Here is a 17,914-nt window from a genome sequence, read left to right as displayed (position 1 = left end):
CCTGGGGTTTAGGACGCCTTACGAGGTGTTCCGAGAATTGTCAGGAACAGATGCCGAAAGATTGGTGGGTTATGCACTTATTACTTGAATTCAAGATTACTATTTCTATTGAAAATTAAAATTAGGCACAGCAAGCGTTCGCGTCGGAAGGCGCATTCCTAAGGTAGCGCTACATCATTGATAGAGTATGTCTTCGTGCCCACTTCGGCAGACTGGATGGTACACATCAGGTTAAGCGTGGGAGGACGCGCTGCGCACATGTAACGGAATGGCCACTTGTACGTAACGCTGCTATTTCCTGCAATATATCCCCCCTGGACGATATCGAGACCAGCAGAAATCATTGTACCCCCAGGAGGACACTTGTAGGTACAACCTGCACTGAATCCACTGGCTGGATCAGCACCTATGTTCACGATAGTTGCTACAATTTGGTAATTGAAGTAAGGATCATTATATTGCTGTATGTGTACATCGCCCATTAATAGGTCGGCTGGCGCGGGGAGCGGCTGTTTATTGCCCCTCGGAGACTGTGCTCTGCTATCCGGAACGCTAGAATCCGGTGGTGGTTCTTCACACCAAAATTGCCACCATGCGCATCGCGCAGCGACTGCTGTCGTTGGTAAGAGCCCTACTGTAAGGATAATCCACGCAACTATAGTATAGGTTTGTTTGTGCATGACCGGCATCTCCATGACCTACCGCAGTGAAAAGAATTACCCCCTGGTTTTTAACACAGTAACAGATTGTGTCTAATAAGTAATTATATAGTTTCCGAATATGTGCCATATTCTAGAATAAAGAGCAATAAAATTATGATATAGTTCCAGGGCAATCGCGCTTAAATTATCGCAATAACCCGACGTAAATACTCATTATCCCATCCGGCCTTTAAACGCTTGGTCTTGATGCCAACTTTGGATGTTTTTTCGGCCTTGATCAGATTCAGGGCGATATGCCGGATAACAGCCAGATTCGCAGCACTATGTCCCTTGTGAGTCCGATTGCTGTCTTCATCAAAGGCTATATCAAGAACCCGGTGCAAATTGTTCTCTATCGCCCAATGCGCCCGCACCACACGCTCTAGTCGCTTGAGATCATTCGCATCAAGGCTACTGATGAAATAGCGTGTTTCCTCGGTCACTTTGTTATCGGTTTCTCTTTTAGCGGTAACGGCGATAATGCTTGGTAAGCTTTTCCAGTCATGCCGTTCCTGGAGCCAGGCGATATCGGCTGTTGCTCGAATTGAGCGGGTTTCCATTCGGCATGCTCGCCTTCATAGCTAACCTAAGCCACTTTCGGCGATAAAGATGACGTGAAAAATGTTTTCACATCGTCGTGCAGGTTGCCCTGATTGCCTTTCAGGCTAAACACATAGTCACCGTCTTGCTGTTTAATCTGTTCGGCAATTTTCTTTTGGCAGCCCATGGCGTCGACCGTAATCACTGCCCCTGCGATATCAAGCCTTGATATAGCATAACAAGTTAAGAATGATTCAGAATATATAGAATTTGAAGAGCATCTCAACAGTTTGGTTTTTCGTTTACGCAGTGCTTTGGGGTATGCTCATTTGTGCTAGATGAGACAATGAGAATACCTTTTGAATCATTTCTAGCTGGTTTTGCTATATATTTGTGTCTGATACGATGCTCATACAAACAATTGTACAATTGGTTCTCCAGTTTTTCCAAGGCTAACGGGCCTGGTGAGTGGCGGGCGACAGGAGAAAGCTCCAGAACGGCTTAAAAAGCTATACGCTGTCGCCCGTCCGCTCCAATGGGTGGTTAGGCCAGTCCTGAGTTACTTTGCTCTGACCTCGATCTCTTCGGGTTTCTCGCAAGAAGCTTATAACGCTCAAGAATTCATTAACATCCAATAATAAATCACACTTTCAGGAACTTGCTCTCCGCATCATCCCCGGTCGATAGTCCCCAAGACTGGGAGCCTTTACCTTCCGCCGTTCCCCAGTTGACCTCCCAAAGGTCGATAGTTAATATCACCGGTGATTGGAATCTCCTGGGCACCGGTCGCCGGGGCACCTTGCCATTGGTCAACTGCCGTGATCTTCCATAGTAGAAGTATTGAGTTTCCCAAGCGAAGATCACATTACCTAAAGGCCACGGTTCGCCCTTCTTGTAGGGGCGATATCGCGGGCCGGTGTGATCTGGTGGGCGGGCGTTTTCAAACTCTGGATCCCAAAGCGGAACCAGCATTTGGCCAAAGTCACCTGTTTTCACGACCCGAAACTGCTGAAAGTCACGCAATGGTAAGATATCCCGGCCCGGCCCAGCGTCCAACCAGTAACCCACGCCTGGTTCGATCGGTGCATCCTTAATGTCCATCACCTTTTCGGCTGGCTGGTCGAACGCGCCTTTCTCTCCGTCGTGATACACCCATACAGACCACCCCCCTATCCCTACATAGTCTTCCGTTTGGTTGGGAAAGCCGGCATCGTTCGCTTCAGGGATGATATGGCGATTCCAGGCCATGTTCACCGACCAATAATGAGACGGCTGGTGTGGATCGGCTGGGGGCGTACCCAACTTAACCTTGAACGCGCCGCCTGGTAGTGCTGGGGTGATCTCGGCGAATTCGTTGTATATGAGTGGCAAAAAGCCCGCAATGGGCGCTGGATGTGGATCGGCGTCGACCGACCAGCCGCTACTGGAGGTGTATCGAGTGAAAGGATAGGGCGTGCCTCCTGGCCAGACGCAGCGATAGCTCCAGAACCATTTCCAATCCAGACCGCTCGTCAGCACACCTTCCCAAAACCCTCCCAATTCAGGATCATCGAAATGCTTGAAATAGTGAAATGGGCACTTGAGCAACCCCGGGTTATACCGATAGCCAAAGTGGCCCAATGTGCGGTCGTAACGCGGAATGAATTGGTTTAGGGTCGGCAATTGCAGAGACACGTGCTCGGAGGCGTGCATCTCTTCGGCGTCAAATCGTCCCGGTAGATAGACATCATATTTTATCTTGCCTTGGGGTGTGTAGATCGTACCGTCAATGCCGCCCCGAATAATCAAATCCAGGGCCAACGTCATGGGATCATCTTGCATGAGCACGCTAACCAGCACCCCCCCTATGGCACCCAACACAGCTAACGGCCCACTAAAGCTGAGTGCTCCTGACGCTAGCAGTGGAGGAAGCACTTTCTTACCTGGATTGTCTTTTTTCCATTCATCTTTGACGGCATTAAATATCTTTTCCGCCAATTCATACACGTCCTTTCCTTTACTTCCGGTTTCCTTGATCACCGTCCAGGCTGTGGGTGCACCCACCTGTTGCACCACCTTGCCCACGCCCCTGCCTATGAAGTCTAAATCGGCCACACTACGCAGAAAGGGGGTAAATTCCACCTGAAGCCGAACGTTATTCAAAGTCGCCTCAAAAGTGGCGTCATAGACAGGAAAATACCATTTGTCTACCGCTGGCAATGGCTCATTGGGTACGACCGGAACTTGAGCTGGCGCACTTGTATCTTTGTTACCCGACACTGGCTTTTCAGCCATGGGAAACAGCATCGACGTTTCCACCATAACCCAACGGTCGCGGGAATAGGCAGGGATGACGATGAAGGCTTCATCCCAGCGCGGCGTCCTCGGATCGTCGTCAAAAAAAGCGCCTTTCAACTGCTGGTAGCCGGTATTCGGATGTCGTGCAAACAACTTGATCCGTACTTCAATTCCGGTCGCCGTCACAACCAGAGGTAGCACGTAAAGTCGGAGCCGGCTGAGCTGTTCGTTGTAATAGAGCAATGCCCAGATCGGCGCATCCTCTCCACTTGTCGACGTATCCGTAAACCGGGCTAATAGATACCAGCCGTCGCGCCGGTCAGGAAACTCGAGCTGCCGACCGGTAAGCGTGTTGGCGTTAGACGTCCAGGGGGCGAACTTGGCGTCGCCATTGCTGTCAACAAACCAACCAGGATCAGTGGGGCCTGGCCGCAGCACCGTATTCAAGTTGTCCCCGATCAACACAATCTTCGGTTGCGTTTTCCCAGTTTCCTGATCCGACCAAATGCCGTCCATGCGGAACCGCCGATAAGCCTGACCGGTCGGACCAGCGTATCTCTCCCCGGAAGTACGGAGAATAATATAGATCCTACGTGGATAGACTCCTCCAGATACACCCATCAATGTAATCAGCTTAGATCGCAATTCATACTCGCTACTCAGTGTCACGCGTTGCCCGGTTTCTGGCACGTAAACCGAGACTGTATCCCCGCTTTGGAAATTCAAACGAACCCCGTTGGCCGGGAAAGAGAGACGAAATGCAAGGATGCCTTCCATATCCAAAGCCCAGGAATGCACATAGGTCGGTGATATGGGGCCAGGATCAATGATCGTACCATAGGGACTCATCTGATCGCGTAACACCAAAAGGGGAACCAGCTGGCGCGGCCGCATTCGGGCCAGCAAATCAGCGTCGATCATCCATGGATCGGCAAAGTTTCCGATCATCTCGCTCCACCAGGGCAGAACAGGAGTGAAGTCATTCGGGATATTATTAGCCATGATTCAATCTCCTTTGGCAGCTTCAATGCCATCGTATAACTATTAACTATTATATAGTTTCCGCATAAGCATAATGTACGGCGGTGAGTTGCTATTTTCGCTAACGGCCTAACAAGTAATTATATAGTTTCCGTATATCTACCATATTCCAGAATAAAGAACAATAAAATTGTGATATTAATCTAGGGCAATCGCGCTTAAAAGTGCTAGAAAATAGAGAATTTAGATAAGGTAATAACACTATCATTTTGATTTTAGATGATAGCAAAGCCAACACCTCAAAAAGCTGCGCATCGAATTCACCAAGTCGCGACCACGACATTTCAACGATAATGCTTTGGTGGAATCCAAAAACGGTGCCGTTGTGCGTAAACATGTGGGCTATACCCATATTCCGCAACGATTTGATAAAAAAATCAACGATTTCTGCACTGATTCTCTTAACTCCTATGTCAATTTCCACCGCCCCTGCTTCTTTCATGAAACCGTCACTGACGCAAAGGATAAAGAGCGGAAAAAGTATCGCTATGAACATATGATGACACCTTTCGAAAAGCTGTAATCATTGTCAGATGCAACCCTATATCTCAAATCAGGGATAACACTTGACACTTGACACTTGAACAACTGGATGCAGCCGCATCAAGAATGAGTGACAATGATGCTGCCGCAGCACTCAATAAGGCGCGACAGGCATTATTCCATTTCATTGCTAGTGCACTCAAGCAATCTGCTTAAGGATGCAATGATAAAATACAAATGAAACATTTTTTTAACCAGACCAAAACAGAATTAAGTTTGAATACTCAAATTCAACAACCTTCTTTCAGACTCATTTCTGTATTGGAAGATACTGAATCACGGATTCTTATTCTTACGAAGAATAGTCCCAATCGCCGTTGGGCTCAATCGATAAAAATCTGCGATTTCTTGCTAACTCATGTGCACCTATTTTGTAAGTAACAGTACTTGCCATTAAAGGCTTTGTAATCGGCCGTTTTTGCTGCTTTGGTATATTTTTAATCGTCTTTTTCTTTTTCGCTTCTTTTCTGGTTATTTTCTTGATTCGCGATCCGATCGTTAGGGTTCTGGCTGAGGCAGCATTTCGGAGCCGAGTTAGTAGGAGTTATCCGCAATGAACCTCCTTGAGCCACATTTCCCTCAACAAGTTACGCTACGCTTCTTGATAACGGGTGTTATTCACAAATTCATTAATAGCCCCCACTCTGTGCATACTCTCTTCCACGTCCGCCCATTGAAATTCCTCTCCTACGGCTTAGAGGTTATAGGACGCAACCGATTGTAAAACATCTCTGGTGTAAGCGGAGCGGTTTGGTCCCAGTGGAAAGATTGCGGAGTCAATTCCAACACTACCGATGGACACTCTTTCCCTGTAGGAGCTTGCGCAATTATACCTGTTGCCGTCCGACCCCACTCGTTTTCAACAACAACGGATAGAGGAAATTGGGGCATATACGGAAGGAAAAGGTAAGGATCGCTACTAATTATTCGTCCATTTGCATCACGCCAACTGAACTTCAAGTACTTCGATATATCAGCTGGATCAGATGGTAGTGGAGATGGCTCTGGTCCACAAGAAAAACTTGGGAATTCGACATCTCCACCGGCATTACAGACTGGGTTGGGTGTTTTTACGACAGCACATAGATCACCACCCTTTAGATAGCCAAGCTTCTTCGCTTTGTGAGAAAGCCAGAGTAAATGCTCGGTGCCGTCAATACCTCCCCAGCATTGTGCCATAGGAGTAATTTCTGGCTGACAATTTGTTAACCACAGGTGGAGATGAATCTTAACGTTTACATTACCATCTACGAAGTCGCCGTCAATTAGCAGCGCATTAGTTGGAACTACTCCACCAGGTGTTAGTCGTGATTTTGCAAAGATAAGCTTCCCATTGACAAAGCTTCCGGGGTCGGTGCTTAGGATTGCATGCTTTCCTTCAACGTCTCCGCTGATGCTGATCACGCTTCCTTGACCAAACTTAAAAGTATCTAACGCATCTTTTGAACCTTGCCAAAGCCCTTCATTAATTGCCCTGAAGTTCTTTATTCTTTTTCCTTTCGACGAGAGAAGCGAAGCTTCTGTTGCAGCAAGATCGACAGAGTTAATAGTCGCGTCACATGATTTACCTAGGCAGTTACCTCCACTTAGTGATACGTAGCCTTTAACAGAAACCTTTACGTAGTCTGCATCTTCTGTTCGAATCTCCACGAACGACTGACCGGAATCAACCGGACCTTCGAATGACGCCGTTCTTGGGCGTATGGACTGAAGCGTGCCCTCCTTCTTTCCGACACCATCATACTTTTTAAACACGTTTGTAACTTCACACGGGCCAACCTTTACGTTGTCGGTTGTCCATTTGATGCTCTTATTAATCTCGTCTTGACGGATACTCGCACATTGGTTAGGGCAGTATTCCTCTGCTTGCTGTTGATCTTTCGCAATTACTGTGATGCCATTGTCATGTGTGACGACCTCTGTATAATCGTAAGATGAGAAGCCTCCCCCTTTGTGCGCTTTACAGGTACAAGCACAACTATAAGTATTCTTCGCTTCCAGCCCTGATTGTTCGGCTTTCTCAAATGAATCTGAGCAGCTAGTAACTGCTAGGCCAATAATTACAAGTGTAAAGCCACGAACGATCCGTAACATTAGATTATCTCCTCGGGCAGGGATAAGTGTATAGAAAAGATTTATACCCTATTATAAGTCAAAATACCAGGAGGCGGTTTAATCGTCAACTAAGCGAAAAGTCATCCGGAATTGGAAGAATTTGTGTTCGATCATCAACCAAAAGTGTTGGTTTTGGGCTTCTTTTCACTATTTGCGTGAGAAGCACATAAGGGGAAAAGTCTTTTTACTCATGAATAGAGCTAGAAGAGCCGCGCTAAGATTCAGATAGGCTCAAATGGATCAGCGATTTATTCACAGACGCTCTGGGTAGCGTCCGAGAGGACAAGCCGAGATGGTCAAGAATTTGGCTAATAGCGCTGAAATCCAGTATGGCGGTGATGACCTTTTTCAGGGATTCACCGCTCTGTGGGCAGCGTTCAATACCAATAGCTAGTATTCCTTTTACTGATCATTTATTTAAGATACTTTTTCAGTTCATGTAGATAGAACACTCTTAATACGTATCCACTGCTCTTCCCACAGCACCGGCGATCAACCGCCAGATCGAACAAGATAATGTTATTTGGCAAAGTATCATCCAGGATCGCAGCAACAATATCCGGCGCAAGCGTGGTCAGGTTAACCATACGGCTCACGTAACTACTGTCGATACCTTCACGAGTAGCAATTTCTTTCAGAGATTTGACTTCACTCGATTCCAACATAGCAAGCCAGCGGTGACCTCTAGCCAACGCCAACTGTAGCGGTGCCACCGCAGTATCCCAGTGTCGAGCCTTTGTGGTTTCGCCATTTTGGCGACGTGACCACCCTATGCCCACTGCGGCGCTTGATCTGAATCGGTACAGAAAGAATCAATCTGCTATCGCTGGATGCAATAACATCTGCCGCACCAGTCTTATGGATTCGGATATCGCTCACATTAATGCCTCCTCTTGCCGCTCAATTGCCTTCACGCTCATCTCCAGCACTAGTCGCTCAATGCCATTGACACGCAGCCTCACCTCAAGATCGCTGGGGGATACGATCACCTTTTCAACTAGAAGCTTTACGATACGCGCCTGCTCCGCTGGAAACAGTTGTTCCCAGATTGCATCGAGCCGAGTCATGGCTACAGTCACTTTAGCCTCACCCAAGGCGGAATCTAGCTTGATTGCCTGAGGTAGCACCTTCCCTATCAATTCTGGAGCACGTAAAATCGCTCGCAACTGATCAATTACGGTTGATTCCAGATCAGTGAGCATGATACAAGTGTGCCACAAGCGTTCAGTATCCCAACCGTCAGCAATACTTTGTAGGCTGGCTTCAAAGCGTTCGCAGAAATGCTGGTTGATGCTTTGCTCTTTTGTTCACGCTATTCAGAGTAACAATAAAGGGCGAACTTCCTGATGATTGCTGTCCTCAACGCGCTGGATATGGACTGTACTGCCTGTCGCCGTCTCAACACAGTAGGCACCGTATGCTCCGTCAAATGCTTTTTTGAGACTTTCTTTATCATCAACATTTTCTTCTACCACTTCGGCACTCATTTTGGCAAGCGAAATAGCTTTATCTGATTTTGCATCTCTTGTTATCGCACGAACGGCAAATCCGCCTTCGTTGTCATTCAAAATTGCACGGACAAAGTCCCGCTTCCTAGGCCCAGTAGGAGCTGTTGTTCAAATTGAACGGTGTCATTATTGTAAACGAATATTAATAGGTGTATTCTTCTTTGAGCCATGCTGTAAAAGGATTGGAATAAACATAAATGCCAGGGTGAAAAATTTCAGCGGTAGCTAAATCACATTACTTTAAGAGTGTTTTGATTGGATTTCATGGTGTTTTAATATCTTCATCGTAAGAGTAGGGCAGTTCTCCTGGCATCTTCATGCATGCGTAAATACTTATCACTAATCAAATTCTTTTTTTATAAGAGTACCCCACAACTATGCTGAGAGATCCAGGAGCATAAAATCCACGATTTTTCAAAATATTGGAAGAAGATCATTAAAATCCTCTATCTTTATTGTGATCAATAGGGACAGTTCACAATATAAATACAATAGTTAAATAAGTTGGTACCATGTCAGAATACGGATTCAACACCAAAGCGATTCATGCTGGGCACGAAGGTTTCAAACCTGATGCTATGTCAACGCCGATTTATCAGTCGGTAGCTTATCCTTATCTCGATGCAAAAGAGGCAGCCGAGATATTTTCCGGCGACAGGCCGGGATTCACTTACGGAAGATGGGATAATCCAACGGTAGAGGTCTTTGAGAAAAGAATGGCAGCTCTCGAACACACGGAAGGAGCCATAGCAGCAGCTTCCGGTATGTCGGCCATCCTGCTGCTGACCCATCATTATGTGAGTGCAGGCGACGAAGTTGTATCATCCAACAGGGTATATGGGGGAACCTTCGGACTTTTCAATGTAGGTTTGCGAAAGATGGGAGCCAAAGTCATCTGGGTCACTCAGCCTGAATCCCTGGAGGCATGGGCAGCTGCTATCACTCCGAAAACGAAGTTCTTGTTTGTTGAAACGCCCAGCAATCCAGGTTTATTCATTGCCGACATCCCAGCGCTGGCAGAGTTGGCAAGATCAAAAAACATCCCGCTGGTTGTCGATAATACGATATGCACCCCGGCTTTGCAACAACCCATACTTCTCGGGGCTGATCTTGTGGTTCATTCCACAACCAAGTATATCAGTGGTAATGCCACCAGCCTGGGTGGAATTGTTTGCGGTCCCAAATCAGTTGTTGAAGGAATCAGGCAAAATGGCATCAGGTACCTTGGTCCTGCTATGGCGCCCTTCAATGCCTGGTTAAGCCTGAACGGACTGGAGACCCTGGCGCTGAGAATGGAAAGGCATTGCGAAAATGCCCAGGCCGTGGCTGAATTCCTCGAGAAACATCCTCAAGTCAACTTCGTGAATTACCCAGGTCTTGAGTCAAATCCATACCATAAGCTGATCAAGTCCCAGATGAAGGGTTGCAGTTCGCTGATGTCCTTTGAACTGAAGGGCAGTTATGAAGATGCCACCCTCTTCATTGATTCTGTTAATGTATTCATCCATGCTACCCACTTGGGTACCGCCAAATCGATCGTAACCCATCCAGCATCCACAACACATTCTGCCATGGGTGAAACAGAAATGCGGAAAGCCGGGATCACCCCGTCGATGATCCGTCTCTCGGTAGGAATAGAAGACAAAGCTGACCTGATCGCTGATCTTGAGCAGGCTTTTGAAGCCATAGTAGTCAAAAAAAGATCAGGGAAGATGTAATGTCAAACAATTTTCCCCAGGCTTATTGACATTTGCCAGGAAAAGATTCGGTAAAGACTTTTCCGGAAGCATTAATTTATGGTGAGATTCCATTTTCCCTTCTGAAAATTGACACTCAAACGAAGCCTGCCTGATGGCCACCCTGCGCCGGTTTGGTTGGCCACAGCATTTTCATGACAATTATAAAGCTGAGGTGGTCAAGGGGTATAAGAAAAATAAACGCCCTTTTTCACCAAATCAGAATCTACTCAGGAACGGTTTGGTTGCCAACCTGACCTGCAATTAATCCGAAATTCACAAAATTTGTGTCATACCATCAGCAAATAGTGTTGATCTTTGATCGTTTTTTGTTAATTACGCGAAAGACGCTCAAGCGGAATGGTCAGCTTAATCAGGAAGTGTGCTGAAAAAGATGTGCCACGAATCAGACGGGATCGAAAAGACCCTGGACCTGCGCAGGTGAACGTGGCGGCGCTCGGGAGGACAAGCCGAGATGATCAAGAATTTGAGTGATAGCGCTGAAATCCAATATGGCGGCGATAAGCTTCTTCAGAGATTCACCGCACTGCGGGTTGTATTCAATGCCAATATCGAGCATCCCTTTTACCGATTATTTATTCAACATACTTTTCCAGTTCATGTGTATAGAGCTCTTTTGACACGCTCCCGCTGCCCCTCCCACAACACCGGCGGATCCACCGCCAGATCAAACAGCGTGATGTGATTCGGTAGCGCATCATCCAGAATCGCAGCGACAATATCTGGCGCAAGCGTAGTCAAGTTAACCATTCTACTCACATAACTGTTATCCACCCCTTCCCGAGCAGCGATTTCCCTGAGTGACTTTGCTTCTCCTGATTCCATCATGTTAAGCCAACGGTACCCTCTAGCCAGCGCCAACTGCAGCGGTGTCGCTGCATTGTCCCAAGGTCGAGTCTTTTCAATTTCGCCATTGGGCAACGTGACCAGTTTGCGCCCACTGCGGCGTTTAATCTGAATTGGTACAGAGAGAGTTAACCTGCCATCGCTTGCCTGAAGCATGTCCGGCTCACCTGTTTTGTTGATTTCGATACTGCTCATATTAATGCTTCCTCTTGCTGTGCAATTGGCTCTGGACTCATTTCCAGCACCAGTCGCTCTATGCCGTTGGAACGCAACCGCACTTCAAGGCCGTTGGGTGATACGATCACCTTTTCAACCAGCAGTTTGACGATACGCGCCTGCTCCGCCGGAAACAGTTGATCCCAAATCGCGTCGAGCCGTGTCATCGCCACGGTAACTTTAGCCTCATCCAAGGTCGGATCAAGTCGGATTGCCTGAGGCAGCACCTCCCCTATCAATTCTGGTGAACGCAATATCGCTCGCAACTGATTGAGCACCGTTGATTCAAGCTCTGCAGCAGGTAGCCGCGGCAAGCCTGATGCACCAGCGTACTCCTTGGTATCACGCTGAGGAATATAGTAACGGTAGCGGCGCCCGTTCTTCTTGGTTGTGTGCCATGGTGACAGAGCCCGTCCGTCACTGCCAAATACGATCCCTTTGAGCAGATACGGCACCTTTGATCGTGTATCGTTGCCGCGAACTCGACCATTGCTTGCGAGGATGGCATGCACCTTGTCCCACAGTTCACGATCGATGATTGACGTATGCTCAGCCTGATACCATTTCTCCTTATGTCGCAATTCACCTAGGTAAGTTCGATTGTTGAGTACTTTGTAGATTAAACTCTTATCGATCGGCCTACCTTCACGGACTTTGCCATCCTGGGTTAGCCAGGATTTCGAGGTTACGCCATCCAACTTCAATTCCTTGACCAGCATGGTACTGGAACCGAGTTCAACAAAACGTTGAAAAATATGCCTGATGATCTTGGCTTCTCGCTCGTTTGGTACCAATCGACGATTCTCGACATCATAGCCGAGCGGTGGTATGCCACCCATCCACATCCCCTTCTTCTTGCTGGCAGTAATCTTGTCACGAATACGCTCACCAGTCACTTCGCGCTCGAATTGGGCAAAAGACAATAGGACGTTGAGCATCAACCGCCCCATGCTCGTTGTGCTATTCATTTGTTGAGTGACTGACACGAATGATACGCCGTAACGTTCAAATACCTCGACCATTCTGGAAAAATCGGCCAGGCTGCGCGTCAACCGATCAATCTTGTAGATGATGACAACATCAATCTTGCCAGCTTCGATGTCAGTCAATAAACGCTGCAGCGCGGGCCGCTCCATGTTGCCACCAGAGTATGCTGGGTCGTCATAATCGTCAGAAACCGGAATCCAGCCTTCATTCCGTTGGCTGGCGATATAGGCATGACCCGCATCACGCTGGGCATCGATGGAATTGTATTCCTGATCCAGCCCTTCCTCAGTTGATTTGCGTGTGTAGACGGCACAGCGCATACGCCGTTTGATGTTTTCATTCATCGCTTGGCTCCTTTCTTGGCTTTGTTCTTCCCAGGTAGGATGCCGAAAAACAACGGTCCGGACCATCGCGTGCCAGTGATCTCACGTGCAATTGCAGAGAGGCTGGCATACCGGCTGCCTTCATATTCATATTGACCATCCTCTTCGACCACAACACGATGCTCGACATCCTGATATATCCGTATCAGTACACTGCCTGGTAAAAGGCGATAATCCTTTTCACGACTGCGCAGTTTGCCAGTTTCAATTAATGCCTTGATGCGCCGCTCGTTACTATCCAACAGATTGCGATCAGTTTTGCGAAATTCGATGAGTTGCAGCTTGTGTGCAAGGCGGCGCTCAAGAAACTGACGGTTATGATTTGGCGTATCGGTGCCGAATATTCGTTTCCAAAGCGCCTTAATTTCGATCATCGGCAATTCAGGTAATTGAGCAATTTGTGATAGCACCGAGGGTGGAAAGGAATATGAGGTGTCACGTGCGTTCATTATGGCTCCGTTTTTATTTTGTTGACGGGTTTGAATGAACGCTTCTCTGGCCAGAAGAGTCAAGTTCAAACTTACTCTCCGTTGCCATTACAGCATGCTGCTGACTTCCCGCGGTGCGAAGCCGGGCTATGCCATTTGCGAGTATTGATGCAATCTCCTGCCTGCGCTGCTCCGGCGTCATTTTTTCGGGTGGGGTCTGGTTCACATCCATCATCGGTCTCACCTCACGTTTTTTCCAACTTGTTTGATAGTTAAATTATCTCTTGAAACACCGGCCCTTGCCATGAGGGAGTTTCGAAGATATGCGAACAGATAATAGCTCATGCATAAATTATGTAAATTTCATTATTACTATTGACTAAAGAACATTCGTTCTCTATCATACGCGCTATGAAAAAAACCAACTACAAACCCAACAAAGATCACGAATATCTGGCTAGGCTGCAGGCTTATTATGCCGAGCACCGGGTTATCCCTTCTTATGCGCATCTCATGGAGATACTCGGGTTTGCGTCCAAATCAGCCATCAAAAAAGTACTGGAGCGGCTAGAAGCAGCCGGCATGTTGGAGCGTACGCCTTATGGCGATTGGGCGCCGACTGATCTCTTCTTTGAGCGCGCGATCGCCAACCATCCCGTACCGGCTGGTACGCCCGTTCCGGTTTCGGATGAGCCATGCGAAAAGGTCATGCTGGACCGCTTCCTGATTGAGAAACCGTCACAGACCGTCTTGGTGCGAGTCAAGGGTGATTCGATGATCAATGCAGGCATTCACCACGGGGATTTGGCCGTGGTTGAGCGTTGCTGCCATGCCAACCCAGGAGATTTAGTGGTAGCTATCGTCGATGACGAGTTCACGCTCAAAACATTAGGGCGTGACCAGGAAGGATTCCATCTTATTCCCGCCAATCCACACTACCCCATCATTCGGCCACAAGGAAAACTGGAGATATTTGGTGTCGTGGTCGGCCTGGTACGTAAATATCCATAAGGAGAAAAATGAAAGTCTTCAATCCACGCCATTTCCTGCGGCATATTTCCATGCCGACCTTGCGCGAATTCACTGAAGCGCATGTGCTCAATGCGAATTTAGACATCGATTGGGAGCAACCGGCTGATACGTTGCCAACGGCCCTGGCGGATGCCATCGATGCGCTCCATGCCTCTCTGCCACACCTGTTGTCGGAAGAGCGCGGAATAGTCGAGTACCATATAGGCCTGTGGTATGACGATCTCCAGCGGGCGCATAAGATGTCCCATGAGCTTGCGATCAAAGAGTTTCAATTGGCGTGCCAGGGCGATGCGCTCGTCGAACAAGCCTTTGCCACGCGTGATGATCGCGAAACAGCGCTATGGATGCTCGCATTCAGAGACAAGATCTTCCGCGATACCGAGTTGCACCTCGCGTTTCAGGCGAAAGCCAATGGCAAATATTGGAAAAAGCACCGAATCCAACCGGGACTCAGTCTTAGCCGTGATCGCGAAAAATTGGAAGCCTTCTGCCAGGAAGTAGCCAAGCTTTACAAGAAAGTAGGCGCAGGGAAAAGTACCCACATCGAGTTGAGTCAACGCGCGATGGATGGCAGTATTCAGCTGACCATCTATGTGGAAGGGCCGGTGACGGCTATGGCGCAATTCGCTGACAACCAATTTAAGCGCATCACTACTCGCATTGCTTTAGAAACAGCGTTGGTTTATCACCCAGGTTCTGGCATAGTCGAAACCGTGGTCAAAGGGGGTGCTAAAAACCACACCGCCGTGCTCGAACTATTTGGCAAGCACGTAGTCGAGAATCCAATCACCCCTGAAGCCATCGAGAAGAAGCGTTACAAATTGAATGCATTGCTCGATGGATTGATGCAGCCGTTTGAGGACTGGTCAAGGTATGGCGTTGAAAAAGTGCGGCTGCGTCGTGCCCGCTTTTGTCCAGTTGGAATGGCTGGTGTGAGTTATCAAGTCGAAGCTGACTCAAGCAAAGAACATGCTGATGCCGTGCGACTAGCGCTGCAAACATTTAAAACAAATCAGGCTTTTGAGGCAGAGTATCACTTGGATGGAGCCAGCATCATCGTCTATATCACTACGACCACAGCAAACAAACCGCAGCACTTCAGCTTTGATCTGTATTCTTCCGGATCCTCCACCATCAAAAACCTTTCTGCGCGCAATCAGCCGATTGCGAACGCCGTGTTGCGTGCCTTGAACGTGATCGAGATGGAAGAACAAATCGATGAGGTACAAACAAGATGAGCCAACAACAAATCAATGCCACCGCCTTGCTGTGCTGGTTACTTGAGCGCAATGATACGGAGATCAGCGCTTCTACTCTCAGAGAAGGTGAAAGGAAAAGAGCTGCCGAGCTTTTACTTCAAGAGCGTATGCTCGTTTCAAGCCATTCCCTTGACTGGATCACTTGCCCGGAATGCTGGATTGAATCTGCGCGGGTCGTGCGCGAAACCTCACCAGATCAAATTTTACTGTTCTGCCCGGAATGTGAGGATTTCGAGGTCCCCCGCTATTATCGCGAAACGCACAAAGTCCCGCTGCAGAAATTCATTCACCGGCTGTTGAACGGACTCAATCTCTCGATCAACGGCATGAGACAAATCGAGCCTGATCTTATTTGGCGACTGGGCACCACCGAAGAAAAACGTGGCAAGGCACTGACCTGGTATTTCGCCCGTTGGCTGCGCGAGCCAGAAATTGCATACCGGCTGCGGGAACAGATCATGCTCGAAAAAACCCTCAAATCCTGTCGCATCCTTACCAGCAGTGAGTTGCCTTTGCCAGTAGGATCTCCTGTTACTGGGATGGATGTTTCTAACCTCGCCTCATTGGCTCGTATCAGCCAAAGCAAGTTTGAGTTTTTCGCAGATAGGCTTCATTTACCTGGACCACAAATGATTGAGGAGGCTGCCCCCGGTACTACTTTGCTATATGTGGAGAGCCAAAGCAAAGTATTCATTGAGGGGCAAGCATATGATCTGGAGCCACGGCAACAATCCATTTTACTAGCGCTGATTCGTGACTTGGATCATGAAATGGATAAAAGCGCGCTCAAATCAGCAAGTGGTTCCCAGGCGCAGATGTTTTCACCGAGCAAGGAGTTCATGCGCAACCGCATGGTTTATCAGACCTTCATCCGTTACCAGCGTGGCGATGAACGTTATGCGTTGAATATTCATGACGAGGATCGGCAGTGGCTGTACTGATCTTTACTAGCTCAAGCTTGAATCCTCCATCTTTAAAGATCAAATTGAATTGAATCTGATATTGACTGGCTGAATTTGCCCCAAGCTAAACAGTAGATAGTGCAAAATTCATTTTTACCGGAGATAACGTAGAGCTAACAGGCGACCAGAAGCAAGCGAAGCTTGCTGGAAGGCGTCCGTGTTGAGTGCAGGGTTATGCGAAAGTTTTCAGCTATCTTTCTTCCCGCGTTCTCGGTACTGCTGAATACTATGCGGGAGCGTGTAAATAGCGGAGTAATACTTGCACCATTGAAGTGCGCAAATTTTCGCTGAGATCGTGGAATAAAAGTAATGTAATGGACCGCTCCTCTCTTGTTTAGTGGGCTTTATTGCACCACTACTTTGGCACTTCGATGCCGTTTAGATAGTGGGCCTTCTATTACATTACTTTTGACGTACTATCCGGTGCATTCTTGCTCCGTCATTGACAAATTGCAGATTACATGTTGCTGATTCTGTCCTCACAACCTTCACAGATATAGTCCTCATGTTCGTCATTCCAGAGAGACATGTTGTATCGGCGTTCATCGCAACCGCATACACAACATTCGAGAATCGGATCCTCTTCTTGGCAGTAGAAGCACTTGTAGGTCTTCTCTATCAAGGCAGCAGTATCGTTCCCACAGTAAAGACACGACTCAGCCTGGTCTGTTTCCGATTCTTCTTCAGCCTGTTTTTGAGCTGCAGCGACCTCTGCTTTGTACTCATCCGACAAAGTCTCGAAAACCCCGAGATTATTAGAGTCAATGTGATCGCGAATGTCAAAATCTGCGATGTAATCGTTGAACTCCAAGAGTGCCTGAGTAAGGCGGCCCAAAGTGAACCTCACCTCGCGTAGCTCCATCGTGAACTTGTAGTGCTCTATGCTATTTCGTAGTTTTTTTAACCATTCTAGGTCCTTTTGAAACTCCGGCGCGATTACATGCCCTTCATTGCGAAGAAACTGAACCGCTTCCCAAAGGCCGATAGTTTGCTGCCGCTCAACATCTTTCGCGAAAGGATTCTTGTAGATGAGGAGGGGATGAGATTGAGTAACATAATACTTGAAAAGAAGTTCGAGGAAGTGAGCGAAATGAATAATAGCGAACTTGTACGCGGTAACGTCCCCACCTTCGGCAACACGATATTTCGCCAAAGCTTCATTGAAGCTGTCGACAGCGTTCGCAAGCAAATCGAGTTCATGCTTCCTCATGTTTCTGCAATCTAACGCTTCAATTACCGACCACCGAAATGCAGTGGAGTGGAGTGTAGGAGGTCCGGCGGGCGCCTTTTGCGCGCGAAGTAGATTGATTTGTTAGTTG

The 17,914-nt window shown here is 47.8% G+C and carries 20 protein-coding genes and 1 pseudogene; 7 read left to right on the top strand and 14 right to left on the bottom strand.

The annotated features are described in order from the left end of the window. Positions 1–158: 158 nt before the first annotated feature. From BM122_RS07705 to BM122_RS07695, 4 genes are all read right to left on the bottom strand, one after another. Entirely contained in the window at positions 159–680 is a 522-nt protein-coding gene (locus tag BM122_RS07705; protein WP_074904947.1) for a hypothetical protein, read from the bottom strand. A gap of 161 nt (positions 681–841) precedes the next feature. Then, complete coding sequence (locus BM122_RS07700) at positions 842–1,261, bottom strand: ISAs1 family transposase (RefSeq protein WP_256211948.1); 420 nt, start codon at positions 1,259–1,261, stop codon at positions 842–844. A 26-nt stretch (positions 1,262–1,287) separates the two neighbouring features. Further along, positions 1,288–1,446, bottom strand: coding sequence for a hypothetical protein (locus tag BM122_RS24970; protein WP_371264905.1), 159 nt, complete (start codon positions 1,444–1,446; stop codon positions 1,288–1,290). A 437-nt stretch (positions 1,447–1,883) separates the two neighbouring features. Further along, positions 1,884–4,520, bottom strand: coding sequence for a hypothetical protein (locus BM122_RS07695; protein WP_074904945.1), 2,637 nt, complete (start codon positions 4,518–4,520; stop codon positions 1,884–1,886). Positions 4,521–4,860: 340 nt separating this feature from the next. Here BM122_RS07695 and BM122_RS22305 point away from each other — a divergent pair, with 340 nt between their 5' ends. Together BM122_RS22305 and BM122_RS24965 are read left to right on the top strand one after the other, a co-directional pair. Then, positions 4,861–5,082, top strand: coding sequence for a hypothetical protein (locus tag BM122_RS22305; RefSeq protein ID WP_143083357.1), 222 nt, complete (start codon positions 4,861–4,863; stop codon positions 5,080–5,082). A gap of 50 nt (positions 5,083–5,132) precedes the next feature. Continuing rightward, positions 5,133–5,258 (top strand): hypothetical protein, encoded by a 126-nt coding sequence (locus BM122_RS24965; RefSeq protein ID WP_256211947.1) that lies wholly within the window; start codon positions 5,133–5,135, stop codon positions 5,256–5,258. Between the two features lie 531 nt (positions 5,259–5,789). Here BM122_RS24965 and BM122_RS07685 read toward each other — a convergent pair. From BM122_RS07685 to BM122_RS07670, 5 genes and pseudogenes are all read right to left on the bottom strand, one after another. Beyond that, positions 5,790–7,196 carry a hypothetical protein gene (locus tag BM122_RS07685; protein ID WP_074904941.1) on the bottom strand — a complete coding sequence of 469 codons (1,407 nt, stop codon included), beginning with the start codon at positions 7,194–7,196 and terminating at the stop codon, positions 5,790–5,792. A 434-nt stretch (positions 7,197–7,630) separates the two neighbouring features. After that, positions 7,631–7,930, bottom strand: coding sequence for a hypothetical protein (locus tag BM122_RS24960; RefSeq protein ID WP_256211946.1), 300 nt, complete (start codon positions 7,928–7,930; stop codon positions 7,631–7,633). Next, the gene (locus tag BM122_RS24955; RefSeq protein WP_256211945.1) at positions 7,902–8,096 is read right to left on the bottom strand and encodes a hypothetical protein; all 195 of its coding nucleotides are present in this window, start codon (positions 8,094–8,096) and stop codon (positions 7,902–7,904) included. Before BM122_RS24955 ends, BM122_RS24960 begins: the two co-directional genes overlap by 29 nt. Continuing rightward, positions 8,093–8,419: a hypothetical protein gene (locus BM122_RS07675; RefSeq protein WP_218152029.1), complete on the bottom strand. Its 327-nt coding sequence runs from the start codon at positions 8,417–8,419 to the stop codon at positions 8,093–8,095. The genes BM122_RS24955 and BM122_RS07675 overlap by 4 nt, the downstream gene beginning before the upstream one ends. 114 nt (positions 8,420–8,533) lie before the next feature. Next, positions 8,534–8,812 (bottom strand): annotated as a pseudogene (locus tag BM122_RS07670) (NmrA family NAD(P)-binding protein); the annotation flags it as partial. A gap of 425 nt (positions 8,813–9,237) precedes the next feature. Between BM122_RS07670 and BM122_RS07665 the strand changes: the two are divergent. Continuing rightward, positions 9,238–10,443, top strand: a complete 1,206-nt coding sequence (locus BM122_RS07665) for an O-acetylhomoserine aminocarboxypropyltransferase/cysteine synthase family protein (protein ID WP_074904937.1) — start codon at positions 9,238–9,240, stop codon at positions 10,441–10,443. Positions 10,444–10,576: 133 nt separating this feature from the next. Beyond that, positions 10,577–10,729 (top strand): hypothetical protein, encoded by a 153-nt coding sequence (locus BM122_RS23200; protein WP_177198071.1) that lies wholly within the window; start codon positions 10,577–10,579, stop codon positions 10,727–10,729. Between the two features lie 138 nt (positions 10,730–10,867). On the opposite strand, the gene BM122_RS23195 is transcribed toward BM122_RS23200, so the two are convergent. From BM122_RS23195 to BM122_RS07650, 4 genes are read right to left on the bottom strand one after another with little or no spacing between them, the layout of a single operon-like run. Next, entirely contained in the window at positions 10,868–11,041 is a 174-nt protein-coding gene (locus BM122_RS23195) for a hypothetical protein (protein ID WP_177198070.1), read from the bottom strand. A gap of 38 nt (positions 11,042–11,079) precedes the next feature. Further along, complete coding sequence (locus tag BM122_RS07660; RefSeq protein ID WP_074904934.1) at positions 11,080–11,523, bottom strand: LacI family transcriptional regulator; 444 nt, start codon at positions 11,521–11,523, stop codon at positions 11,080–11,082. After that, positions 11,520–12,875: a recombinase family protein gene (locus BM122_RS07655; protein ID WP_074904932.1), complete on the bottom strand. Its 1,356-nt coding sequence runs from the start codon at positions 12,873–12,875 to the stop codon at positions 11,520–11,522. The genes BM122_RS07660 and BM122_RS07655 overlap by 4 nt, the downstream gene beginning before the upstream one ends. Then, the gene (locus tag BM122_RS07650; RefSeq protein WP_074904931.1) at positions 12,872–13,363 is read right to left on the bottom strand and encodes a DUF2924 domain-containing protein; all 492 of its coding nucleotides are present in this window, start codon (positions 13,361–13,363) and stop codon (positions 12,872–12,874) included. The genes BM122_RS07655 and BM122_RS07650 overlap by 4 nt, the downstream gene beginning before the upstream one ends. A gap of 390 nt (positions 13,364–13,753) precedes the next feature. Here BM122_RS07650 and BM122_RS07640 point away from each other — a divergent pair, with 390 nt between their 5' ends. Genes BM122_RS07640 through BM122_RS07630 form a run of 3 tightly spaced genes read left to right on the top strand, consistent with a single transcriptional unit; the run spans position 13,754 to position 16,574 of the window. Next, positions 13,754–14,353, top strand: coding sequence for a LexA family protein (locus BM122_RS07640; RefSeq protein WP_074904927.1), 600 nt, complete (start codon positions 13,754–13,756; stop codon positions 14,351–14,353). Positions 14,354–14,361: 8 nt separating this feature from the next. Further along, the gene (locus BM122_RS07635; RefSeq protein WP_074904925.1) at positions 14,362–15,612 is read left to right on the top strand and encodes a glycine hydroxymethyltransferase; all 1,251 of its coding nucleotides are present in this window, start codon (positions 14,362–14,364) and stop codon (positions 15,610–15,612) included. Next, on the top strand, positions 15,609–16,574 hold the full coding sequence (locus BM122_RS07630; RefSeq protein ID WP_074904923.1) for a hypothetical protein: 966 nt from the start codon (positions 15,609–15,611) through the stop codon (positions 16,572–16,574). Before BM122_RS07635 ends, BM122_RS07630 begins: the two co-directional genes overlap by 4 nt. A 478-nt stretch (positions 16,575–17,052) precedes the next feature. Here BM122_RS07630 and BM122_RS07625 read toward each other — a convergent pair whose 3' ends face one another. Further along, entirely contained in the window at positions 17,053–17,805 is a 753-nt protein-coding gene (locus tag BM122_RS07625) for a DUF3644 domain-containing protein (RefSeq protein ID WP_074904920.1), read from the bottom strand. Between the last annotated feature and the right edge of the window lie 109 nt (positions 17,806–17,914).

This window comes from Nitrosomonas communis, from assembly GCF_900114745.1.
Classification (GTDB): domain Bacteria; phylum Pseudomonadota; class Gammaproteobacteria; order Burkholderiales; family Nitrosomonadaceae; genus Nitrosomonas; species Nitrosomonas communis_A.
This window is presented reverse-complemented; position numbering and strand designations above follow the sequence as displayed.